Origin of the sequence: Bradyrhizobium sp. HKCCYLRH2047 (assembly GCF_051168175.1) — a bacterium.
Classification (GTDB): domain Bacteria; phylum Pseudomonadota; class Alphaproteobacteria; order Rhizobiales; family Xanthobacteraceae; genus Bradyrhizobium.
Window position 1 is genome coordinate 445419 of sequence record NZ_JBNPUM010000005.1, and the last position, 23075, is coordinate 468493.

The window sequence follows — 23075 nt, forward strand, 5'->3', positions numbered from 1 at the left end:
CGCGCCAGCATCAGTCCGGACTCACGCCCATTTCCGATGCGCCGTCGCGCGCATCGGGATGATGTCAGGAGGCGGCCTTCGCTTTCGCGAGCGTCCGCAGCGCGATCACGATCGCGACGATCATCAGCCCCGAGGCCAGCAGGAACGGCGCGCCGGGCAGATGCACGGGCGCGGTGGCCCCGATGAAATAGGCGAAGCTCAGCGTGAACAGGAACGGCCCCGTGAGCTGGGCCACGCTCTGCACGCTCGATGTCGCGCCCTGGAGCTGGCCCTGCTTGTCCGGCGCCACCAGCCGGGTCATCAGCGCCTGCAGCGCCGCGCCCGAGACGCCCCACAGCGCCATCACGGGAATGCCCAGCCAGCTCAGCGGTCCGGTCGGCGCCACGCCGAAAATGAAGAAGCCGACCAGCCCCGCGGATAGCCCCAGCATCAGCGCGCCGCGCTCGCCGAACACGCGCACGATCAGCCCGACCGCGCCGCCCTGCACGATCATCGCGCAGACGCCGACCATCGCCAATGTGAGGCCGACGGTGCGCGTGTCCCAGCCGTAGCGATAGGTCGCGTACAGTACGAAGGTCGACGGCAGCACGACATGGGCGAGCTGGGTGATGAAGTTCACGGTCGACAGTCCGGCCAGGATGCGGTCCGATGCCAGCAGCCGCAGCGCCCCGAGCGGATTGGCCGTTCGCCACCGGAATGGACTGCGCCGCTCCGGCCTCAGCGACTCCGGCAGCACCAGGAAGCCGTAGAGCGCGTTGGCGAAGCTGAGCCCCGCGGCCGCCCAGAACGGCAGCCGCGGATCGATGTCGCCCAACAGCCCGCCGGTGGCAGGCCCGAGCACGAAGCCCGCGCCGAACGCCGCGCCGATGCGGCCGAAGATCGCGGCGCGGCGGTCCGGCGGCGTCAGGTCGGCGATATAGGCGAAGGCAGTGGAGATGCTGGCCGAGGTGACGCCGGAGATCAGCCGCCCGACGAACAGCCAGGCGAGCGACGGCGCCAGCGCCATCAGCACATAGTCGGCGGCGAGGCCAAAGTTCGACAGCAGGATCACCGGCCGCCGGCCGAAGCGGTCGGACAGGCTGCCGAGCACCGGCGAAAACACGAACTGCATCAGCGCCCACGCGGTGCCAAACAGCCCGAAGATGCGTGCCGCCTGCGCGGTGTCGTTGCCGACGAAGCTCTCGATCAGCTTCGGCAGGATCGGCATGATCAGCCCGAGCGCGAGCATGTCGAGCAGGATGGTGACGAAGATGAAGGCGACCGCGCCGCGACGTGGGGGCGGCGCATTTTCGGTCGCGACGCTCGGCGGGCTTGCTTCCATGGCCGGACCGCTTCCGCTACCGCGACCGATCAGTTCGGCCGCTTGCGCTTGTGCGCGAACGGGTTGGCCTTCTCGCGCAGGGTGATGCGCACCGGCGTGCCCGGCAGCTCGAAGGTCTCGCGCATCGAGTTGGTGAGATAGCGCAAGTAGGATTGCGGGATCGCGTCGGCGCGCGAGCAGAACAGCACGAAGCTCGGCGGCCGCGCCTTGGTCTGGGTGATGTAGTTCAGCTTGAGCCGGCGGCCCGACACCGCCGGCGGCGGATTGTCGGCGATCGCCCCCTCGAACCAGCGGTTCAGCGCCGCGGTCGGCACGCGCCGGTTCCAGACCGCGTAGGCCTCGACGATCGCCTGCATCAGCCGGTCGATGCCCTCGCCCATCAGGCCCGACACCGCCACGATCGGCGCGCCGGCGACCTGCGGCAGCCAATGGTCGGCGTCGCGGCGCAGCATCGAGATCTGGCCCGGCTTGGCCTCCATCAGGTCCCATTTGTTGACCGCGATGACGAGCGCGCGACCCTCGCGCTCGATCAGGTCGGCGATGCGCAGATCCTGCTCCTCGAAGCGGTTCTGCGCATCCATCATCAGCACGACCACCTCGGCGAAGCGCACCGCCCGCAGCGCGTCCGCCACCGACAGCTTCTCGAGCTTCTCCTCGATGCGCGAGCGCCGGCGCAGGCCTGCGGTGTCGAAGATACGGAAGCCGCGGCCCTTCCACTCGATTTCGACCGCGATCGAATCGCGCGTCGTGCCGGCCTCGGGGCTGGTCAGCAGCCGCTCCTCGCCGAGCAGATGGTTGATCAGCGTCGACTTGCCGGCATTGGGACGGCCGACGATGGCGACGCGGATCGGACGTGCGGCGCGCTCCTCGTCCGTCTCCTCACGCTCGTCGTCCTCGTCTTCCGTGGGCGGCACCAGCTTGCTGACGGCGTCATAGAGCTCGCCCATGCCTTCGCCGTGCTCGGCGGAGATCTGGATCGGATCGCCGAGGCCGAGCGCGTAGGATTCCATCGCGCCGAGTTCACCATGCTTGCCCTCGCTCTTGTTGGCGAGCAGCAGCACCGGCTTGTCGGCGCGGCGGGCGAAATCCGCGAAGGCGCGGTCGGCGGGCGTCAAGCCGATGCGGGCATCGATCACGAAGAACAGCGCGTCGGCGAGCGCGATCGCGGTTTCCGTCTGCTCCTGCATGCGCGCGGTCAGCGAGCCCTTCGGCCCCTCGTCGAGGCCGGCGGTGTCGATGATCGTGAAATGGAGATCGAAGAGCTTGGCCTCGCCCTCGCGGCGGTCGCGCGTGACGCCCGGCATGTCGTCGACGAGCGCCAGCTTCTGCCCGACCAGACGGTTGAACAGGGTCGACTTGCCGACATTGGGCCGGCCGATGATGGCGATGGTGAAGGGCATGATGATCCGTGCGCGTGAGCGCGCAGCTTTAGCGCATTCGGCCGCAAAACCGAACGGGCGATCGGCCGATTCGCGACTGAGATTAACGGCTGAAGGAGCCGCTCGGCATCGGCGCCGGGAAGCCGCCGCCGGAGCGCTGGGCGGCCGGCGGCTGCGCCGCGGCCGTGTCATCCGCCGGCGGTGCGGTGGTGCGGCGGCGCACGATCTTCTTCGGCTTCGGCGCCGGCGGAACGGCGGCGGCACCCTCCTCGACCGCGGCGGCCTCGCCATCCTGCGGATCGGCCGTGGTCGGGTTGCTCACGGCGGCCTGCTGGCGGCCCTTGGCGCCCTTTTTCCCCTTGGGCTCCTCGACCGGGGGTGCCGGCATCGCCTCCTGGGCGCCCGGATCAGCCACCGGCTGCTGCTGCGCGCCCTTGTAGAGCTCCTTCGGCACGCCCTGCTCGAGGCCGGGCACGCCCTCCGGGAACACCGGCTTGCGGTCACCCGGCAGCTTCTTCTTGGTGTCCAGGAAGTCGAGCATGTCCGAGGGGTCGAAGCTTCCCCCGCTCGCGCAGCCGCCCAGCACGCCGGAAAGCGCAACGAGGACCGTGAGGGCAATGACACGTTGGGGGCGGCGCATGATCGTCGTTCCAATCAACTCGGTTCGCCGTCGCGAGGTTCGCGATCAGCTCTTGGCGACTGCAGGCAACAGCGCCTGCAGCGCTTCGGCGCGCGAGCGCAGGCCCGGCGGGGTTTCACCATCCAGCGCAATCATGTCGAGCCATTGACGGGTCGCGGCGGCATCATTGGCCTTCCACGCCGACAGCGCCAGCAATTCGCGGGCCGCGTGGCGGAACGGCGCACCAGGCGCCGTTTCGCCTTCGAGGCGCTGCTTGAGGTCCGCGTAAGGTGCCGTATCGGCCAGCAGGCCTGCCGCGCGCAGCCGCGCCATCGACTGCTGCTCGGCCCCGATGCTGCGGTCGGCAGCAAGCTCGTCATAGAGCTTCACGGCCGCCGCCTTGTCGCGCATGGCGGCCTCTGCGGCCTGATGGAAGCGGGCCAGCGTGCGGTATCCCGATGGGGCCGTGGCCGCGACATCCGCAAAGGCCTTTTCCGCCTCGGCATGCTTGTTCTGCTCGGAGAGCTCGAGGGCCTTGTTGAAGGCCGAGCCCGCCTCGGCCGCCTTCTGGCCTTCCAGGTATTGGTAGCCGCGCCAGCCGCCAACGCCGGCGATGATCAGCACGGCCAGGGCGATGATCAAGATCGAGTAGCGGTCCCACAGCTTCTTGAGCTGTTCCCGGCGGACCTCCTCGTCTACTTCATCAATAAAATCAGACACCTAAGGACATCCAGTCAGGTTCGCTGCGAACGCGCGCGCATGGCTTCGAAGGGCCGCGCGAGCGGCCCGTTGCCCACGCGCCGGCGCCGATACCGCATCGGCATGGCGGTGGCAAGGCGAGTCCAGCCGAATCAAGGCGTTACTCCCCGGTTCTGCCACAGGGTCCGAACGCGGCTATCACGCCGTCAAGGCTTCGCGCAACTGCCGTTTCATCACCTTGCCGTTGGCGTTGCGCGGCAGGGGGTCCGCGGTCACGGTCAGGGTTTCCGGAACCTTGTAATCCGAGACCCGCTCGGCACACCAGCTGCGCAGCGCCTCGGCGCTGATCGGCTCGCGGGTCACGACCACCGCGTGCACGCGCTCGCCGAGCACGGGACATGGCCGGGCGACGATCGCGCTCTCGACCACCGCCGGATGGCTCGCCAGCACCGATTCGACCTCGGCCGAGTAGATCTTCAGACCGCCGCGGTTGATCATGTCCTTCTGCCGGTCGAACACCCGGACGAAATTGTCGGCGTCGACGGAGCCGAGATCGCCGGAATGCCAATAGCCGGCGGTGAAGCTCTCGGCCGTGGCCTTGGGATTGTTCCAGTAGCCCCTGATGACCTGGCCGCCGCCGATCCAGATCTCCCCGATCTCGCCGCGCGGCAGTTCCCGCCCCTCCCCGTCCATGACCAGGATGCTGGCCCCTGGACACGGCAGCCCGACGCTGTCGATATGGCGCGCGGTCAGATCCGAGGGCATCAACGTTGCCGGCGAGGTGGTCTCGGTCGAGCCATAGGCATTGACCAGCCGCAGACCCGGGATCTTGGCGGCCAGCCGCTCGATGGTCGCGACCGGCATCGGCGCGCCGCCGAAGCCGCCGATCCGCCACGACGAGAGATCGTGGCTGTCGAAGTCGCGCTGCAGCAGGCAGAGATTGTACATCGCCGGGACCATGACCGTGTAGGTCACGCGCTCGCGCGCGGCGAGCTTCAGATACTCGCCGGCCTTGAACTCCGGCATGATGATCAAGGTGCCGGCGCAGCGCGCCATGCTGGTGATGTTGGCGACGACGCCGGTGACATGGCCGAGCGGCACCGCGGCGATCGAGCGGTCGGCTGGCGTCAGCCCCAGGCAGGCCTCGTAGATCATCGAGGAGTGGATGATGTTGCAATGGGCGAGCATCGCGCCTTTCGGCCGACCGGTGGTTCCGGAGGTGTAGAGGATCATCGCGGTGTCCTCTTCCGCCACCTCGACCCGAGCCTCGTGCGCGGCATGATCGGCCAGCGCTGCAAAATCCGATCGCGCTGGACGATCATCGACGGCAATGCGCCCCGCCAGCTCCGGCGTCTCTGCAGCAGCCGGCAACCGGTCCGCCAGTGCCGCCTCGTGCAGCAGCAGCTTGGCGCCGCAATCCTTCAGCACATAGGCGATTTCCGGGGTCTGCTGCCGCGTCGACAGCAGCACCGTGATCAGCCCGAGCTTGGCGGCAGCGAACAGCGTGAGCACGAACTCGATGCGGTTGCCGAGCAGCAGCGCCAGCCGATCGCCCTGGCGCAGGCCCCTCGCCTGCAGCCCGCCGGCGATCCGCGCGGCGGCCTCGGCGACCTCGCGCCATGACAGCCGCACGGCCCCGCAGACCAGCGCCTCGCCGTCGCCGTTGCGCGCCGCGGCCTCCTCGACCATGGCCCAGATGTTCGCCGGCCGCTCCGTGAACAGCGGCACCACGCGATCGCCAAAACGGGCTTCGCGCCGCATCGGCGGCGTCACATAGGTCGACCAGTCCATGGCATTTCCCCGAGCTTGGCTTTTTTGTCGTTGTTTGCCGCGATGCGGACCAGCCAAGCATAACCATCGGGCGATGCGCTTGGCTATCTCCGGCAGCGCCGGAGATAGCGCAGTGCCGCCGCGCGCATCACGGCTGCAACGCGACGACCAAGCGAGAGGCGCCCGTCAGGTCTTGGACTTCATGCCGTAGACATGTTCCGCCGCCGGAAACACACGGCTACGCACGTCGGCCGCGTAGCGCTCGACCGCCTCGTCGATCGCCGGACCGAGATTGCCGTAGCGGCGGACGAATTTCGGCGCGCGTGGCGACAGGCCGAGCATGTCCTCCAGCACCAGCACCTGGCCGTCGCAGGCGGCGCTGGCGCCGATGCCGATGGTGGGGATCGCGATCTGCTGGTTGATCTTGCGCGCCAGCGGCTCGGCCACGGCCTCGATCACAACCGAGAACGCGCCAGCCTGCGCGATCGCCGCAGCGTCGCTCTCGATCGCGGCCCAATCCGCCTCGTCGCGGCCCTGCGCGCGGAACGAGCCGAGCGTGTTGATCGATTGCGGCGTCAGGCCGACATGGCCCATCACCGGAATGCCGCGCTCGCTGAGGAAGGCCACCGTCTCGGCCATCCGCACCCCGCCCTCGAGCTTGACCGCGCCGCATTGCGTCTCCTTCAGGATCCGCACCGCCGCATGAAACGCCTGCTCCTTCGACGCCTCGTAGCAGCCGAACGGCATGTCGACCACCACCAGCGCCTGGCGCGAACCACGCATCACGGCGCGGCCCTGCAGGATCATCATCTCCAGGGTCACCGGCACGGTGGTCTCGAAACCGTGCATCACGTTCCCAAGGGAATCGCCGACCAGGATCACATCGCAATGGCGATCGACCAGCGCCGCGGTATGGGCGTGGTAGGACGTCAGCATCACGATCGGCTCGCCGCCCTTGCGGGCGCGGATCTCGGGAGCCGTCTTTCGGCGGACCGTCGACTGCACCGACATCGCTACCCCCCAATGACCGGAATGCCGAGCACGACGGGATGGAACGCGAAGGCCAGCGCCAGATAGACGACGATGCCGACCACCACCGCGATCACGTCGTTGCCGACGCCGCCGACCGGGATCGGTGGGCCGCCGGCGTCAGCGCGCCGCTTCAGCGAAATGCGGTCGAACACCGCCCAGGCCAGGATCGAGCCGAACAGGATGATGCCGCCGAGGTCGCCATTGGCGAGCAGATGCCCGAACGCCCACAGCTTCACGCCCGCCAGCATGGGGTGCTTCAGCACGGTGTAGATGCGGCCGCGGATGTAGGCGGCGACCACCATGATGACGGCCGGCAGCATCAGCGCGAGATTGATGTGCTTGAGCGCCTTCGGCGGCGTCCAGACCTGGATCCAGCCGCCGCTGCGGTAATCGGCAAAGCCCCACACGATCAGGACGAGGCCGGCAAGGGCCACGACCGTGTAGACCAGCTTGTACGTGCCCTCGCCCAGCCGCGCGATGACCTGCGCGCGCGCCTCGCGCCGGGTCGTGAACACATGGGCGCCGAGAAACAGCACCAGCCCCACCACCATCACCAGAAGTCCCACGGCATCCCCCTTCGCTTGCACGCGACCTGTGCGTGGGCACCGGTATCATTTCCGGGGGCGGCCTCGCAACGTGGCCTGCATTTTCGAGGTGAGGCGCCAAGCGCCTCAGCCGTCATTCCGGGGCGGCTCGAAGAGCCGAACCCGGAATCTCGAGATTGGCTTGCGTTCTTGCAGGCAATCGCGAAATTCCGGGTTCGACGCTAACGCGTCGCCCCGGAATGACGATGGGCGCGAGACACGGGGCGGTCGAGAGGTCGTGCCCAGCGGGCGAAGCCATCACCGCTCCGACGTGTTCTTCAGATCACGATTCTCGACATAGCGGATCGCGATCGGCCGGCCGGCGAGCGCGCCGCCCAGCCCTTTTGTGAACTTCAGCGGCAGGCAGCCGTCGAGCGAGGCATTGATCGTCTTCAGATAGGTCGCACGCGTGTCGGCCGGGGCGCCTGATGTTGCGAAGGTCACGCGCGGCGGCGCGATCATCTCGCCGGTCCGCTTGAAGCTGAAGCGCACCGTCATCTGCATCCCGGCGCGGGCGTTGTCCTCCGGCGGCGGCGTCCAGCATGCACGCAGCGCTGCGAACAGATCGCCGATCGTGTCGAGATCGTGATCCGGCTTCTGATATTTGGCTTCCTGATCCTTGGCGGGCCGGCTCTCGATGGTCAGTTGCAGGTTCTGGCCATAGGGATAGTTCATCTCGGGAATGCACGGCCACGGCCCGTAGACGCTGCAGAACGACGGCGTGCATGGTCCCTCGTCGAGCACGCTGCACGGTGTGTGCGCGAACGGCACCGGATTGATCTGCTGGCGGCGCGCGTCGGCGGTGGCCGGAGCGGCCACCATCAACAGGACGAGCACGACGACACGGAGCATGGGACTCTCGGGCTGGAATGGACTCCAAGCTGGATCCGATCGCAGAATTCGCAAGCTCAATCCCGTTCACGTCTGCGCGTTCCCGCGTCGCGAACGGCCCTCGACCGTGCCTGCGGAACTCGGCTAGAACACGGCAGGATGCGACAACGGACGGACGCGACGATGAGCCACAGCGAGACCGTGATCAACGTCATCAACCCGAACATGACGGTGACGATGACCGAATTGATCGCCAAGGCGGCCCAGGCCAGCGCAAGCCCGTCGACGCGGATCGTCGGCCGCACCGCGCGGTTCGGCGCCGCCTCGATCGAGGGGCACTACGACGAGGCGATTGCCGCGGTCGGCATGCTCAAGGAGATCGAAGCCGGCGACGCCGAGGGCTGCCACGCCCATGTGATCGCCTGCTTCGGCGATCCCGGCCTGCTCGCCGCGCGCGAATTGTCGGGCGTGCCGGTGCTCGGAATCGCGGAAGCCGCGATGCATGCGGCGAGCTTCGTCGCCACCCATTTCAGCATCGTGACCACGCTGTCGCGCACCAAGGTGATCGCGGAGCACCTCGTGCGCAACTACGGCATGGAGCAGCATTGCCGCAAGGTGCGCGCGGTCGACGTCGCCGTGCTCGATCTCGACAAGCCCGAGGCCAATGTGCGCGGCACGCTGCTCGGCGAATGCCGGGCGGCGCTGCGCGAGGACGGGATCGGCGCCATCGTGCTCGGCTGCGCCGGCATGGCCGATCTGGCGCGCGATCTCTCGACCGAGCTCGGCATTCCCGTGATCGACGGCGTCGCCGCCGCCGTGCGCTTCGCCGAGGCGCTGGTCGGGCTGGGGCTGAAGACGTCGAAACACGGCGATCTCGCGTTTCCGCTGCCGAAGTCGCGGAAGACGCTCTGAGTTCAACTCATAGCCTGCCCATCCGGGGAGTTCCGAAACGCCGACCGACGCTCCACATTGGGATCAACCCATGGAGCCCGCGATGTCCGATCTGTCCACCCTCTCCTCGCTCTCATCAGCGCTTTCGACGACCGTCGCCGCGGTCGCACCGTCTCTGGTCTCGGTCCACTCGCACCGCTTGCGCGCCTCCGGCTTCGTCTGGAAATCAGGCCTCATCGTCACCGCCGATGAGGCGCTGGCCGATGAAGGCGACGTCACTATCGTCTTCGCCGACGGCACCACACGTCCCGCCGGGATGGCAGGCCGCGATCACACCACCGACATCGCCCTGCTCCGCTTCGATGGCGGCGCGGCGGCGCCAGTCAAACTCTCCGGCGAGGTGCCCGCGCTCGGCTCGCTCGCGGTCATCGCCGCCGCCGACCAGGGCGCGCCGGTCGCAGCGCTCGCCATGGTCTCGAAATCCGCCGGCCCGTGGCGCAGCCTGCGCGGCGGCGACATCGATGCGCGGATCGAGCTCGACACCCGGCTGCGCCACAGCTCCGAAGGCGGCCTCGCGCTCGACGCTGCAGGCCACGCGATCGGAATGGCCGTGCGCGGCCCGCGCCGCACGCTCGTCATTCCCGCGGCCACGATCGAACGGGTCGCGGGCAAGCTCGAGACGCATGGTCGCATCGCGCGCGGCTATCTCGGCGCCGGCCTGCAGCCGGTCCGGCTCGACGACGGACTCGGTGCGATGATCATGAGCCTCGACAAGAGCGGCCCGGCCGCTGCCGCCGGCCTGCGCCAGGGTGACGTCATCACCGCTCTCAACAAGGAGCCGTTCAGGGGCATGCGCGCGATGATGCGCGAACTCGGTCCGGACAGCGTCGGCGCCGTCGTCGAGGTCGCAGCGCTGCGTGCCGGCGAGCCGGTGCAGTTCGCCCTGACCATCGGCGAGAGGCCGGCGTGAGCGAGGAGGCGCGCGGGCCGATCAGGATCGCAATCGCGGTCGACGATGCCGAGCTCGCCGACCGGCTGGCGGCGCTGCTCGGCGATGTCACGGGCCTGACGCTGGTCGCCCCCGGCGAGAGCGCCGACGTCGCCATCGCGCCATTGCATGGCAGTGATGAGACGCACAGCGGCGACGACAGGATCGACGGCCTGGCGATCGATGATTTTCAGCTCACCGCGCGCGAGCGCGACGTGCTGGCGCTGATGGCCGAGGGCTGCTCCAACAAGGAGATCGCCCGCAGCCTCGGCATCTCCGTGCACACCGCGAAATTCCACGTCGGCTCGCTGCTCGACAAGCTCGACGCCACCGGGCGAACGGATGCGGTGGCGCACGCGGCAAGGCGCGGCATCATCGAGCTGTGAGCAGCCCCGAGTTTTGCAGGGAACTCTCTCCCCACGTCATTCCGGGGCGCCCGCAGGGCGAGCCCGGAATCCATCGGGCGACAGAACCAGAGGCAAGACGGATTCCGGGCTCATCGCTGCGCGATGCCCCGGAATGACGGCTGACAACGGAGCCAGCCTCACGCCTTCTTCTTCACGTCCTTGACGTTGGAGAACACGATGCCCTCCGCGCGCTCCTTGGTGTAGCCGAGATAGAACTCGTTCTTGGCCAGGAACACGGGGTCGCCATCGACGTCGTCGGCGACGCCGGAATTGTTGGCGGCGATGAACGCCTCGAGCTTCTTCTTGTCGTCGCAGGAGATCCAGCGCGCCAGCGAGAACTCGGAGATCTCGAACTCGACCGGCAGTGAATATTCCGCATCGAGCCGCGCCTTGAGCACGTCGAGCTGCAGCGGTCCGACCACGCCGACCAGCGCCGGCGCGCCATCGCGCGGACGGAACACCTGCACGACGCCCTCCTCCGACATCTGCTGCAAGGCTTCCTTCAGCTTCTTGGCTTTCATCGCATCGGTGAGACGGACGCGGCGAACGATTTCCGGGGCGAAGCTCGGCACGCCGACGAAGGTCAGGTCTTCGCCCTCGGTCAGCGTGTCGCCGATGCGCAGGCTACCGTGGTTGGGAATGCCGACGACGTCGCCGGCGAAGGCCTCGTCCGCGACCGAGCGGTCCTGCGCGAAAAAGAATTGCGGGCTCGACAGCGGCATGGTCTTGCCGGTGCGCACCAGCTTGGCCTTCATGCCGCGGTTGAGCTTGCCCGAGCACAGCCGCGCGAACGCAATGCGGTCGCGATGGTTCGGGTCCATGTTCGCCTGGATCTTGAAGACGAAGGCGCTCATGCGCGGCTCGGCGGCGTCGACCTTGCGCAGGTTGGACTCCTGCGCGCGCGGCGACGGCGCGTAGCGGCCGAGACCTTCCAGGAGATCGCCGACGCCGAAATTGCGCAGCGCGCTGCCGAAATAGACCGGCGTCAGATGGCCCTCGCGGAACGCCTCCAGGTCGAACGGCTTGCAGGCTTCCTTGACCAGCTCAAGCTCGTCGGTGATCTGGCCCATGTCGAGATTGGCGTTGAGCTTGCCGAGCTCGGAGATCGCGATCTGCTGCGCCGCGCCGGTCTTGGCGCCACCGCCTTCGAGCAGGCGCACGCCGCCGTCTCTGACGTCATAGGTGCCGATGAAGTCGCGGCCGCGGCCGACCGGCCAGGTCATCGGTGTGGTGTCGAGCGCCAGCGTCTTCTCGATCTCGTCCAGCAGGTCGAAGGTGTCGCGGCTCTCGCGGTCCATCTTGTTGATGAAGGTGATGATCGGGATGTCGCGCAGGCGGCAGACCTCGAACAGCTTGCGCGTGCGCGCCTCGATGCCCTTGGCGGCGTCGATCACCATGACGGCGGAGTCGACTGCGGTCAGCGTGCGATAGGTGTCCTCGCTGAAGTCCTCATGGCCCGGCGTGTCCAGCAGGTTGAAGACGAGGCCCTCGAACTCGAAGGTCATCACCGACGTGACGACCGAGATGCCACGCTCGCGCTCGATCTTCATCCAGTCTGAGCGGGTGTTGCGGCGCTCGCCCTTGGCCTTGACCTGGCCGGCGAGGTTGATGGCGCCGCCGAACAGCAAGAGCTTCTCGGTCAGCGTGGTCTTGCCGGCGTCCGGATGCGAGATGATGGCGAAGGTGCGCCGGCGCGCGACCTCATCGGAGAGCGCGGAGCGGGACGGCTGTTCAGTGGTGACGGCGGAATCGGACATGAGGCGGCGGACGTCGTTTTGAGGCCAGAGAGAGCGCTATGTGATGAAAAGGCGCGGGATCACGGCCGCCGCGCGCCCTCCATATAGGCGTTTTGCACCGCAACTCCAACCGGGGAGTTAACCGGCCTGACCGTGGCCCGCCCGGACCCCGCATCCCGCCCACGGCCGTCCTTCAAGACGCGCGCCAAGCGGCGCGCTCCTCAGGACGAGGTCTGAATCTGTAGCGGAGTCCGTTTTGCGGACCAGATCCAGCCCCAAACCCTCATGGTGAGGAGCGCCGCGCTTGCGGCGCGTCTCGAACCATGAGGCCCCAACGTCTCAGGACGGTCTCGCCGTCTTTAGTGCCTGAGCACCGACACCAGCCAGAAGCTCAGTGCCGCTACGATGGCCGAGGCCGGAATCGTGAAGATCCAGGCATAGACGATCGATCCGGCGACGTTCCAGCGCACCGCCGAGGCGCGGCGGGCGGCGCCGACGCCGACGATGGCACCGGTGATGGTGTGGGTGGTCGAGACGGGCACGCCGAGGAACGTCGCCAGGAACAGCGTGATGGCGCCGCCGGTCTCGGCGCAGAAGCCCTGCATCGGATTCAGCTTGGTGATGCGCAGGCCCATGGTCCGGACGATGCGCCAGCCGCCCATCAGCGTGCCCAGCGCCATCGCGGCCTGGCACGACAGCACCACCCAGAACGGCACCGTGAACTGCTCGCCGAGATGGCCCTGCGAGTACAGCAGCACCGCGATGATGCCCATCGTCTTCTGCGCGTCGTTGCCGCCGTGGCCGAGCGAATACAGCGAGGCCGAAGCGAATTGCAGGATGCGGAAGGCCCGGTCCACGGCAAACGGCGTCGAGCGCACCGAGGCCCAGGACACGATCGCAACCAGGATCATCGCCAGCACCAGCCCGACCAGCGGCGACAGCACGATCGCGAGCACGGTCTTGGACAGGCCGCTCCACACGGTGGCCGAGATGCCGGCCTTGGCGACCCCTGCCCCGACCAGGCCGCCGATCAGCGCGTGCGAGCTCGACGACGGAATGCCGGCCGCCCAGGTGACCAGGTTCCAGACGATCGCGCCGACCAGGGCCGCGAAGATCACGTGGGCGTCGACGATCGCGGGATCGATGATCCCGGTGCCGATGGTCTGCGCGACATGCAGTCCGAACACGCTGAACGCCACGAAATTGAAGAACGCGGCCCAGAACACCGCATATTGCGGCCGGAGCACGCGGGTCGAGACGATGGTCGCGATCGAGTTGGCGGCGTCGTGCAGGCCGTTCAGGAAATCGAAGGCGAGTGCGACGGCGATGAGGCCAACCAGAATCGGAAGGCCGAGTTGAGCGTCCACGGCGCGGCCCTACCCTAGACCTGTTCGATCATGATCGAATTGATCTCGTTGGCGACGTCGTCGAAGCGGTCGGCGACCTTCTCCAGATGGTCGTAGATCTCGGCGCCGACGATGAAGTCCATCGTGTTGGCGTTGCGGTGCTTGAGGAATAGCTCCTTCAGCCCGATGTCGTGGAGGTCGTCGACCCGGCCCTCGAGCTTGGTCATCTCCTCGGTGATCGCGGTGATCATCGGCACGTTCTGGCCGATCGCCTGCAGCAGCGGCAGCGCCTTCCCGATCAGATTGGCGCAATCGACCAGCAAGGTGCCCATCTCGCGCATGGTCGGCTCGAACTCCTTGACCTCGAACAGCACCACGGCCTTGGCGGTCTGCTGCATCTGGTCGATGGCGTCGTCCATCGAGGTGATCAGGTTCTTGATGTCGCCGCGGTCGAACGGGGTGATGAAGGTGCGGCGGACCGCGGTCAGCACCTCCCGCGTGATGTTGTCGGCCTCGTTCTCGAGCTGGCTGACGCGCTGGCAGTGCCTGAGGATGTCGTCGCCGCCCTTAAGCATGTCCTGCAGCGCATGCGCGCCTTGGATCACCACCTTGTTGTGGCGGGCGAACAAATCGAAAAACCGCTCCTCCCGCGGGAGAACGGCGCGAAACCAGTGCAGCATGGGACGAGATCCATCCATTCCGAAACGGGCCAGGGCCGGCCCGTCACAGAACTGTCATACTCCGGATCGCGCACCAGCAGAAGCGGTGGCCGGTTCATCCACCGCTTTCTGCCCTTCGACGATCTCTTTACAGATCAATAGCTTAGAGGGATCGCTTGAACAGATGGGCGATTTCTCCGACCACGCCGCGGCGGAAGGTGAGCACGCAGGCGACGAAGATGCCGCCCTGGATCACCGTCACCCACTGGCCGAAGCCGGACAGATATTGCTGCATGCCGACGATCACGAAGGCGCCGACGACGGGGCCGAACACGGTGCCGAGCCCGCCGACCAGGGTCATGAGCACGATCTGGCCGGACATCCCGACCTCGACGTCGGTCAGCGAGGCATTCTGGGCGACGAATACCTTCAGCGCACCGGCGAGGCCAGCCAGCGTCCCCGACAGGATGAAGGCGAGCAGCTTGTACTGGTCGGTCTTATAGCCCAGCGAGATCGCCCGCTGCTCGTTCTCGCGGATCGACTTCAGCACCTCGCCGAACGGCGAGTTGATGGTGCGGAAGATCAGCAGGAAGCCGGCGAGGAAGCCGGCCAGCACGACGTAATACAGCACCGTCGGCTTGGACAGGTCGAGGATGCCGAACATCCGCCCCTGCGGAATGCCCTGGATACCGTCCTCGCCATGGGTGAACGGCGCCTGCAGATAGATGAAGTACAAGAGCTGCGACAGCGCCAGGGTGATCATCGCGAAATAGATGCCCTGCCGGCGGATCGAGATGTAGCCGGTGATCACCGACAGGACGAACGATCCGGCAACGCCCGTGAGGATGCCGAGCTCGGGCGGCAGCCCCCACACTTTCAACGCGTGGGCGCTGCAATAGCCGGCCGTTCCCAGGAACATCGCGTGGCCGAACGACAACAGGCCGCCATAGCCGATCAGGAGGTTGAAGGCGCAGGCGAGCAGCGCGAAGCACAGCGCCTGCATGACGAAGAACGGGTACAGCCCGGTCCACGGCACGATCGCCAGCAGCGCTGCCATGATGACGAACACGATCATCTCGTCGCGCATCGCGCGCGGGGTGATCGGCAGGGTCGCGTCGGTGATGGATGTCATGTCAGGCCGCCCGTCCGGTCAGACCCGTCGGCTTCACCAGCAGCACCAGGACCATCAGAACGAAGACCACGGTGTTGGAAGCCTCGGGGTAGAAATACTTTGTCAGTCCCTCGATCACGCCGAGCAGGAAGCCGGTGATGATCGAGCCCATGATCGAACCCATGCCGCCGATCACAACCACCGCGAACACCACGATGATGATGTGCTCGCCCATCAGCGGCCGCACCTGGTTGATCGGCGCCGACAGCACGCCGGCCAGCGCCGCAAGCCCGACGCCGAGGCCGTAGGTCAGCGTGATCATGCGCGGGACGTTGATGCCGAAGGCCCGCACCAAGGTCGGGTTCTCGGTGGCTGCGCGCAGGTAGGCGCCGAGCCGGGTGCGCTCGATCAGGAACCAGGTCGCCAGGCAGACGACCAGGGAGAAGATGACGACCCAGCCGCGATAGACCGGCAGATACATGAAGCCGAGGTTCATGCCGCCACGGAGCTGATCCGGGATCGCGTAAGGCAGGCCGGACGAGCCGAAGAAGTTCTGGAACACGCCCTGGATGATCAGCGCCAGTCCGAACGTCAGCAGCAGTCCGTAGAGATGGTCGAGCCCGGCAATCCATTGCAGCATGGTGCGCTCGAGGATCATGCCGAAGGCGCCGACGATGATCGGCGCCAGCAGCAGCGCCCACCAATAATTGATGCCGCCGAGGTTGAGCAGAAAATAGGCGCAGAACGCGCCCATCATGTAGAGCGCGCCATGGGCGAAGTTGATGATGTTGAGCATGCCGAAGATGACGGCAAGCCCGAGACTGAGCAGCGCGTAGAACGAGCCGTTGATCAGTCCGACCAGGAGCTGTGCGTAGAGGGCCTGCATCGTCTTGTTTCTGTTTTCTCTCGGCGTTTCCTAAAGACAGCGGTTCCGGCGGGATCAGCCGCCGGGACGGCAGCGGTTCACTTCTTCAACAAGGCGCACGCGCTCTTGTCGAGCGGTGTGAAGGCCTGGTCGCCCGGTACCGAGCCGACCAGCTTGTAGAGATCCCACGGGCCCTTGGACTCCGAGGGCTTCTTGACCTCGAACAGATACGCAGTGTGGATGGTGCGGCCGTTCGGCTGGATCTCGCCCTTGCCGAACAGCGCATCGTCGGTCGGGATCGATTTCATCTTGTCGACGATCTTGACGCCGTCATGCGGGTTCTCGCCGAGAGCCTCCAACGCCTTGAAGTAATGCATCAAGCCGGCATAGACGCCCGCCTGCACCATGGTCGGCGGCGCGCCGTTCTTCATCCGTTTGGCAAAGCGGTCCGAGAACGCGCGGGTCTGGTCGTTCATGTCCCAGTAGAAGGTCTCGGTGAAGTTGAGGCCCTGCGCGATGTCGAGCCCGATCGACTTGACGTCGGTCAGGAACAACAGCAGCGCCGCGAGCTTCTGGCCGCCCTTCGTGATGCCGAACTCGGCCGCCTGCTTGATCGAATTGGTGGTGTCGCCGCCGGCATTGGCGAGGCCGATGACCTTGGCGTTCGACGACTGCGCCTGCAGCAGGAAGGAAGAGAAGTCGGAGGTGTTGAGCGGGTGCTTGACGCTGCCGATCACCTTGCCGCCATTGGCGGTCACGACCGCCGTGGTGTCGCGCTCCAGCGCCGCGCCGAAGGCGTAGTCGGCGGTCAGGAAATACCAGGTCGAGCCGCCCGCCTTGACCAGCGCCTGGCCGGTGGTGTGCGCGAGCATGTAGGTGTCGTAGGTCCAGTGCACCGTATTGGGCGAGCACTGCGCGTTGGTGAGATCCGAGGTCGCAGCGCCCGAATTGATGTAGACGCCGTTCTTTTCCTTGACGACGTTGTTCACCGCCAGCGCCACGCCCGAGTTCGGCACGTCGACGATGACGTCGACCTTGTCGACGTCGAACCACTGCCGCGCGATCGAGGTGCCGATGTCCGGCTTGTTCTGGTGGTCGCCGGAGATGACGTCGATCTTCCAGCCCTTCGCGGTGAGACCGGAATCCTCGATCGCCATCTGCGCCGCGAGCGTCGAGCCGGGACCGCCCAGATCGGCATAAAGACCCGACTGATCGGACAGCGCGCCGATCTTGACGGTCTTGTCGCCGGCCGAAGCGACGCTGCCAACGGCGAGCGTGAGTGCCGTTCCCAGCAGCAGCGACGCGATGAATTTGCTCTTCATTTCCAACTTCCAGAACTTTCCAAGAAACTGCCGAGAAGACTGCCAAGAAAACCGTAAGAAAACCGCGGAAGGAAACTCCCAGGTCGGCTTCGCCGGCGCCGGTCAGACGCCGAGGTAAGTATGCAGCTTGTCCATGTTGGCCGACAGATCGGCATTGGCGAAGCCGTCGATGACCTTGCCGTGCTCGACCACGTAGTAGCGGTCAGCGACCGTCGAGGCGAAACGGAAGTTCTGCTCGACGAGGAGAATCGTGAAGCCTTCCTTCTTCAGCCGCGCGATGGTGTGGCCGATCTGCTGGATGATCACGGGCGCGAGACCCTCGGTCGGCTCGTCCAGCATCAGGAAGCTGGCGCCGGTGCGCAGGATGCGCGCGATCGCCAGCATCTGCTGCTCGCCGCCGGACAGCTTGGTGCCCTGGCTCTTCAGCCGCTCCTTCAAATTCGGGAACAGCTCGAAGATCTGATCGAGCGTCAGCCCGCCCGGCCGCACCACCGGCGGCAGCAGCAGGTTCTCGCGCACGTCGAGACTCGCGAAGATGCCGCGCTCCTCCGGGCACAGCGCAATGCCGAGCCGCGCGATCCTGTCCGAGGTCATGCGGATCAGCTGCTGACCGTTGAACTGAACCGAGCCGGTGCGCTTGCCGATGATCCCCATGATCGACTTCAGCGTCGTGGTCTTGCCGGCGCCGTTGCGCCCGAGCAGGGTGACCACCTCGCCGGCATTCACATTGAAGTTCATGCCATGGAGAATGTGGGATTCGCCGTACCAGCTCTCGAGGTTGTTGACGTCGAGAATGGTGCTGGTCGCAGCCGCCGCGCCTGGCTTCGTGGCCGTCATCACCTCAGGCATGTCCGGCTCCCAGATAGGCTTCCTTGACGCGCTCGTCCTTGGAAAGCTCTGAATACGGCCCTTCCGTCAGCACCTGCCCGCGCGTCAGCACGGTGATGGTGTCGGAGAGGTTGGCGACGACGCTGAGATTATGCTCGACCATCAGGATCGTGTATTTGGCGGAGATGCGCTTGATCAGCGCGGCGATCTTGTCGATGTCCTCGTGGCCCATGCCGGCCATCGGCTCGTCCAGCAGCATCATCTCCGGATCGAGCGCCAGCGTGGTCGCGATCTCCAGCGCGCGCTTGCGTCCATAGGGCATTTCGACCGCCGGAATATTGGCGAACTCGCTCAGGCCCACGTCGTTGAGCAGCTCGAGCGCCCGGCCGTTGAAGCGGTTCAGAACGCTCTTGGAGCGCCAGAAGTCGAACGACGAGCCATGCTGCCGCTGCAGAGCGACGCGGACGTTCTCCAGCGCGGTCAGATGCGGAAACACGGCCGAAATCTGGAACGAGCGGACCAGGCCAAGCCTTGCCACGTCGGCCGGCGCCGTCGCTGTAATGTCCTGACCCTTATAGAGAATCTTGCCGGCAGACGGCGTCAGGAACTTCGTCAGCAGGTTGAAGCACGTGGTCTTGCCGGCCCCGTTCGGGCCGATCAGCGCGTGAATGGTGCCCCGGCGGATCTTGAGCGAAACATCGCGAACGGCAAAAAATCCCGCGAATTCCTTCGTCAATCCGTGGGTCTCGAGAATGAACTCGTCAGCCAAAGATTCCCCCCAAGCCGGCGCCTTCAGCGCCTGGCCCTCGCTTCTTCCTGTACGACGGCTCTGCTGGACGGCTGGACGGTTCCTCGCCGCCACCCGCGACCGCTTCGCGGCGGAATATGCCGTCAATCGAGTGAGTTAGGCAAGGCGGAAAGCTGGGCAACGACGTCGCAAGGCGGCCGGCGGACCTTGCGTTGAAATCTGCCGGTATTTCCCGTTGACATAGAATATCATGCCACCGGCATTTTCCCGCACGCGCGCAGCGATCGCCGGCTCCAACTACTTCGCGGCCTTCACGTCCCTGGCGTAGAGATCCGGCTTGAAGCCCACCACGCGCCGGCCGCCGAGATCGAGCACCGGGCGCTTGATCATCGACGGCTGCGCCAGCATCAGCGCGATCGCCTTGCTCTCGGTGAGTCCGTCCTTGTCCGCGTCGGGCAACTTCTTGAACGTCGTGCCGGCGCGGTTGAGCAGCACCTCCCAGCCGAGTTCGTCGCTCCACGCCTTGAGTTTAGCCTTGTCGATTCCGGCGGTCTTGTAGTCGTGGAATTCGTAAGCGACGCCGTGATCGTCGAGCCAGGCGCGCGCCTTCTTCATCGTGTCGCAGTTCTTGATTCCGTAGATCGTGATGCTCATGCCACGCGTCCTCAAACAATCGTGTCCGACGGTGATGGATGTCCCACGTTGCGACAATCGGCCCTGCATTTTGCAGTGCGATTCACCCGCTTTTGATGCGGCGGAGGCCACGCGTTCCGCGGTCGGAATTCACTCCGACCTTTGCCACGAAACTGTCGGCTGAGCATTACATTTTCTTCGCATCCCCGGCGTATCTGGCCCACGAACAGGAGACCGCGATGGGCAAGATCATGGTACGTTGTCCGCAGACCGGCCGCAGCATCGAGACGGGGATGGAAATGGACGCTGCGCGCTTTCAGCGCATGCCCGTGTTCTTCTCGCGCGCCTACTGCCCGCACTGCCGCATCTACCATGAATGGTTCGCCGCCCATGCCTGGGTCGAGGAGATCAGCGACCGCGAGCGGGTTGCGCTGGCCTGACCTGACCCGCGAAAGGAAACGGCCCGCGCGATCGACCCTACCCACGCCACTGCTGCGGACGTCGCTCCAACGCACCCGTCCGCGGGATATCTCCCTGGAGCAGGCGAACCGCGATCGGGTGCTCAATCGTCTTTCGGATCGCTTTTCAACGGCGTGTTGGAATCGCCCGGCATCAGGCAGGGATACAGCTCTGTGAACTTGAAATCGGCCCCGCCCGCGGCGCGGTCGAAGCGCAGCACGACATCGAAGCGTTTGCCGGACCAGTGGGTCGGCAACTGGCCTTCATTGCTCACCGGCAGCCGCGGCAGGATGTCGGAGATGATCGCCTTGTGCTCCCACGCCACCAGCACGGTGCCGGACAGCGGTAGCAGGGCTTCGACCAGCGCCGCCTCCTGCCCCTTCGCAAAGGACGTGTTCGGCTTGTCGAGCCCGATGCGCGCCGCGAGCTCGAGCACCGTCTCGTACGGCCGGCGGCTCGGGTCGGAGCCGTCCTTGGTGCTGTCGGGATCGGCGGCATAGACCGCCTGCGGTGTCGGATAGTCCGTGCCGCCCAGCCCGCTGCCGAACAGCGCGGTCCAGGCCCCTGCCCGCTCCCAGCCGAAGATCACCAGCGACTTCGAATCCGGCTTGCCCGTGTGGGTCAGGCCCGGGCCTGTCGTGTCGCCGTCAGGCTTCTCGGCATGACGGATGATCAGCAGCGTCAGCGCGTTCATCGGCAACCCTCTCGGGCGGCATCATACGGCCATCACACGGAATTGCTACTTGAGATTGCAATCGTGAGAACGCAACATGGCGTTTTTCCAACCAGGATTCATTTCAGATGAGCATGGGATTGCGACAGACCCGCCGAACGTTCCTGGCGACGGCCGCGATGGCGGCAGCCGGCACCGTCATCTCGCCGAGACCAGGCCACGCCGCCGCGAAATATCGCCGCGCCAACGTCACCAGCGCGGAAGGCCAGAAGATGCTCGCGAGCTACGCCAAGGGCGTCGCCGCCATGCTGCAGCTTCCCGCAAACCATCCGCAGAACTGGTTCCGCAACGCGTTCATTCATCTGATGGACTGCCCGCACGGCAATTGGTGGTTCTATGTCTGGCATCGCGGCTATCTCGGCTATTTCGAGCAATCGATCCGCGCGCTCAGCGGCGACGACAGTTTCGCCCTGCCCTATTGGGACTGGACCGAGCTGCCGGAAATTCCTGCCGGCATGTTCGACGGCGTGCTGACGCCGACCGACAAGGCGTATCAGCCGTTCACCGGGAATCTCGCGGTCTTCACCTCGTTCATCAAGCCGGCGCTGACGGATTACTGGAACGGCCTGTCGAAGGACCAGCGCGGCCAGCTCGAGATCCGCGGCTACAAGTCGATCGACGATCTCTGGAACGACGTCACCGGCTTCTCGCCGTCCGCCAATGCCGGCATCTCCGGCAATGAGGCATTCGCGACCACCTGCGCCTCACGCTATCTGTCGCGCGACAATCCGAAGCTCGATGCTAAGACCACCTACGACGTCTCGCCGTTCGTGATCATGGCGGGCCTTCTGCCGACCGACTTCTATAACCCCGACAACTATCTGAGCTTCACCAGCTCGAAGACCGCTTCGCACAACACCCAGCCGAATGGCGCGACCAAGTTCTCGACCTTGGAAGGTCTGCCGCACAACAAGGTCCACAACTACATCGGCGGTGTCGGCCCGCTCGATCCCGGCCCCTATGGCAACATGACCAATTTCCTGTCGCCGGTCGATCCGATCTTCTTCCTGCATCATTCGAACATGGACCGGCTCTGGGATGTCTGGACACGCAAGCAGCAGCGGCTCAAGCTACCCTACCTGCCGCAGGGGGCCGACCTGAAGACATTCTCGGACGAGCCGTTCCTGTTCTACGCCGATGGCAAGGGCGGCTATGTCGGCCCCAGCAAGGCCGGCGACTACATCTCGACCGACCGCTTCGACTACGATTATGCGCCGGGATTCGGCGAGGACATCGTGGGTCCGCCCGCGGTCGCCTCGGCGCCGCAGATCAAGCCGCAGCAGGGCTCGGTCAAGGCCAATGTGGGCACGGTTAAGATTCCTGGCGACGCGCTCGAAGCGCACCTGGCGGCAACGCGGCCGCAGCCGCTGATGGCGCAGATCACGCTGCCCCGCCCGAGCGGCTATTCGACCGTGCGCGAGTTCGACGTCCTGGTGAACGCGCCCGCCAACGTCACCAAGGTCACGGCTGACAGCCCGTATTATGCAGGCACCATCGCCTTCTTCGGATCGATGATGCCGGGCATGGCCATGACCATGGATGCGACCTTCGCGGTGCCGCTGCCGACGAAGCAGGAGGCGTTCTCCGCCCTGCGGGCCGCGCCCAACCAGCCGCTGAGCATCCGCGTCGTGCCTTCGGGCGGCGTCGGCACCGCGCCGCCCCTGAAAGCGCTCTCGGTCGGACCGCTGCGCCGATGAACGGCAGGCGCGCCGCGCTGCGGGCCTGCGCCGTGCTGCTCTGTACCGTGCTGCTCTATACCTTGCTGCGACCGGCCTCGTCCTTGGCGGCGGAGCCCTTCAGGGCCGTCGATCTGGTCGTGCCGCGGCCATTGGATGCGAGCGACGCTGCGGTCGTCGAGATCAGCCTGGGCGCACTGGGGCGAGGCCAGGAGGTGACGGTGACGACCGCATCCGGGATGCCGCTCGGGACCATCTCGCCATTCGGCCTTCGCACTGGTGCGGAGGCCGGGACCTATGCGCTCCCGGTACCGAAGGAGGCCATCGAGGGTGGACGGCTGTCGATCCGCCTCAGCATCAGCCAACCCGGCGGCAGCCGCGCGCCGACGCCGCAGGAGGTTCGCGGCGTCACGCTCAAGCTCGCTCCGCGGCCGTGAT

The 23075-nt window shown here is 66.3% G+C and carries 24 protein-coding genes; 6 read left to right on the forward strand and 18 right to left on the reverse strand.

What is annotated here, in order from left to right:
• Positions 1–64: 64 nt before the first annotated feature.
• The 8 genes from ACQR1D_RS15315 to ACQR1D_RS15350 form a co-directional block, all read right to left on the reverse strand.
• Positions 65–1321: a TCR/Tet family MFS transporter gene (locus ACQR1D_RS15315; RefSeq protein WP_316180968.1), complete on the reverse strand. Its 1257-nt coding sequence runs from the start codon at positions 1319–1321 to the stop codon at positions 65–67.
• Positions 1322–1350: 29 nt separating this feature from the next.
• On the reverse strand, positions 1351–2721 hold the full coding sequence (gene der / locus ACQR1D_RS15320) for a ribosome biogenesis GTPase Der (RefSeq protein WP_316180969.1): 1371 nt from the start codon (positions 2719–2721) through the stop codon (positions 1351–1353).
• An 82-nt stretch (positions 2722–2803) separates the two neighbouring features.
• The gene (locus ACQR1D_RS15325) at positions 2804–3340 is read right to left on the reverse strand and encodes a hypothetical protein (RefSeq protein ID WP_316180971.1); all 537 of its coding nucleotides are present in this window, start codon (positions 3338–3340) and stop codon (positions 2804–2806) included.
• 45 nt (positions 3341–3385) lie between these two features.
• Positions 3386–4039, reverse strand: coding sequence for a tetratricopeptide repeat protein (locus tag ACQR1D_RS15330; RefSeq protein WP_316180972.1), 654 nt, complete (start codon positions 4037–4039; stop codon positions 3386–3388).
• Positions 4040–4216: 177 nt separating this feature from the next.
• Complete coding sequence (locus ACQR1D_RS15335; protein ID WP_316180974.1) at positions 4217–5809, reverse strand: class I adenylate-forming enzyme family protein; 1593 nt, start codon at positions 5807–5809, stop codon at positions 4217–4219.
• A 165-nt stretch (positions 5810–5974) separates the two neighbouring features.
• On the reverse strand, positions 5975–6799 hold the full coding sequence (gene panB / locus ACQR1D_RS15340) for a 3-methyl-2-oxobutanoate hydroxymethyltransferase (protein WP_316180976.1): 825 nt from the start codon (positions 6797–6799) through the stop codon (positions 5975–5977).
• Positions 6800–6801: 2 nt separating this feature from the next.
• Positions 6802–7386 (reverse strand): NnrU family protein, encoded by a 585-nt coding sequence (locus ACQR1D_RS15345; protein ID WP_315800339.1) that lies wholly within the window; start codon positions 7384–7386, stop codon positions 6802–6804.
• Positions 7387–7662: 276 nt separating this feature from the next.
• Complete coding sequence (locus ACQR1D_RS15350) at positions 7663–8256, reverse strand: hypothetical protein (RefSeq protein ID WP_315800340.1); 594 nt, start codon at positions 8254–8256, stop codon at positions 7663–7665.
• Between the two features lie 162 nt (positions 8257–8418).
• Between ACQR1D_RS15350 and ACQR1D_RS15355 the strand changes: the two genes are divergently transcribed.
• From ACQR1D_RS15355 to ACQR1D_RS15365, 3 genes are all read left to right on the forward strand, one after another.
• On the forward strand, positions 8419–9147 hold the full coding sequence (locus tag ACQR1D_RS15355) for an aspartate/glutamate racemase family protein (RefSeq protein ID WP_315800341.1): 729 nt from the start codon (positions 8419–8421) through the stop codon (positions 9145–9147).
• Positions 9148–9229: 82 nt separating this feature from the next.
• A complete protein-coding gene (locus ACQR1D_RS15360) occupies positions 9230–10096 on the forward strand; it encodes a S1C family serine protease (RefSeq protein ID WP_434839990.1) in 867 nt (288 codons plus the stop codon).
• Positions 10093–10500, forward strand: coding sequence for a response regulator transcription factor (locus ACQR1D_RS15365; protein ID WP_434839989.1), 408 nt, complete (start codon positions 10093–10095; stop codon positions 10498–10500). The genes ACQR1D_RS15360 and ACQR1D_RS15365 overlap by 4 nt, the downstream gene beginning before the upstream one ends.
• A 158-nt stretch (positions 10501–10658) precedes the next feature.
• On the opposite strand, the gene ACQR1D_RS15370 is transcribed toward ACQR1D_RS15365, so the two are convergent.
• From ACQR1D_RS15370 to ACQR1D_RS15410, 9 genes are all read right to left on the reverse strand, one after another.
• The gene (locus ACQR1D_RS15370; protein WP_315800344.1) at positions 10659–12278 is read right to left on the reverse strand and encodes a peptide chain release factor 3; all 1620 of its coding nucleotides are present in this window, start codon (positions 12276–12278) and stop codon (positions 10659–10661) included.
• Positions 12279–12616: 338 nt separating this feature from the next.
• Positions 12617–13624 (reverse strand): inorganic phosphate transporter, encoded by a 1008-nt coding sequence (locus tag ACQR1D_RS15375; protein ID WP_315800345.1) that lies wholly within the window; start codon positions 13622–13624, stop codon positions 12617–12619.
• A gap of 14 nt (positions 13625–13638) precedes the next feature.
• Positions 13639–14283 carry a DUF47 domain-containing protein gene (locus ACQR1D_RS15380; RefSeq protein ID WP_315800346.1) on the reverse strand — a complete coding sequence of 215 codons (645 nt, stop codon included), beginning with the start codon at positions 14281–14283 and terminating at the stop codon, positions 13639–13641.
• Positions 14284–14425: 142 nt separating this feature from the next.
• Complete coding sequence (locus tag ACQR1D_RS15385) at positions 14426–15394, reverse strand: branched-chain amino acid ABC transporter permease (protein ID WP_315800347.1); 969 nt, start codon at positions 15392–15394, stop codon at positions 14426–14428.
• Between the two features lies 1 nt (position 15395).
• Positions 15396–16259: a branched-chain amino acid ABC transporter permease gene (locus ACQR1D_RS15390; protein WP_315800348.1), complete on the reverse strand. Its 864-nt coding sequence runs from the start codon at positions 16257–16259 to the stop codon at positions 15396–15398.
• Positions 16260–16336: 77 nt separating this feature from the next.
• Entirely contained in the window at positions 16337–17560 is a 1224-nt protein-coding gene (locus ACQR1D_RS15395) for an ABC transporter substrate-binding protein (protein WP_434893867.1), read from the reverse strand.
• A 102-nt stretch (positions 17561–17662) separates the two neighbouring features.
• Entirely contained in the window at positions 17663–18409 is a 747-nt protein-coding gene (locus ACQR1D_RS15400; RefSeq protein WP_315800350.1) for an ABC transporter ATP-binding protein, read from the reverse strand.
• Positions 18402–19157 (reverse strand): ABC transporter ATP-binding protein, encoded by a 756-nt coding sequence (locus tag ACQR1D_RS15405; RefSeq protein ID WP_315800351.1) that lies wholly within the window; start codon positions 19155–19157, stop codon positions 18402–18404. The genes ACQR1D_RS15400 and ACQR1D_RS15405 overlap by 8 nt, the downstream gene beginning before the upstream one ends.
• Positions 19158–19433: 276 nt before the next feature.
• On the reverse strand, positions 19434–19790 hold the full coding sequence (locus tag ACQR1D_RS15410; protein WP_315800352.1) for an ArsC family reductase: 357 nt from the start codon (positions 19788–19790) through the stop codon (positions 19434–19436).
• Between the two features lie 218 nt (positions 19791–20008).
• On the opposite strand from ACQR1D_RS15410, the gene ACQR1D_RS15415 reads away from it, so the two are divergent.
• Positions 20009–20209 carry a hypothetical protein gene (locus ACQR1D_RS15415; RefSeq protein WP_315800353.1) on the forward strand — a complete coding sequence of 67 codons (201 nt, stop codon included), beginning with the start codon at positions 20009–20011 and terminating at the stop codon, positions 20207–20209.
• A gap of 122 nt (positions 20210–20331) precedes the next feature.
• Here the strand turns inward: ACQR1D_RS15415 and ACQR1D_RS15420 are convergent, their stop codons facing one another.
• Positions 20332–20922 (reverse strand): histidine phosphatase family protein, encoded by a 591-nt coding sequence (locus tag ACQR1D_RS15420; RefSeq protein ID WP_316215609.1) that lies wholly within the window; start codon positions 20920–20922, stop codon positions 20332–20334.
• A gap of 107 nt (positions 20923–21029) precedes the next feature.
• Here ACQR1D_RS15420 and ACQR1D_RS15425 point away from each other — a divergent pair, with 107 nt between their 5' ends.
• Together ACQR1D_RS15425 and ACQR1D_RS15430 are read left to right on the forward strand one after the other, a co-directional pair.
• Positions 21030–22658, forward strand: coding sequence for a tyrosinase family protein (locus tag ACQR1D_RS15425; RefSeq protein WP_434839985.1), 1629 nt, complete (start codon positions 21030–21032; stop codon positions 22656–22658).
• Complete coding sequence (locus ACQR1D_RS15430; protein WP_315800356.1) at positions 22655–23074, forward strand: hypothetical protein; 420 nt, start codon at positions 22655–22657, stop codon at positions 23072–23074. Before ACQR1D_RS15425 ends, ACQR1D_RS15430 begins: the two co-directional genes overlap by 4 nt.
• Position 23075: the final 1 nt, after the last annotated feature.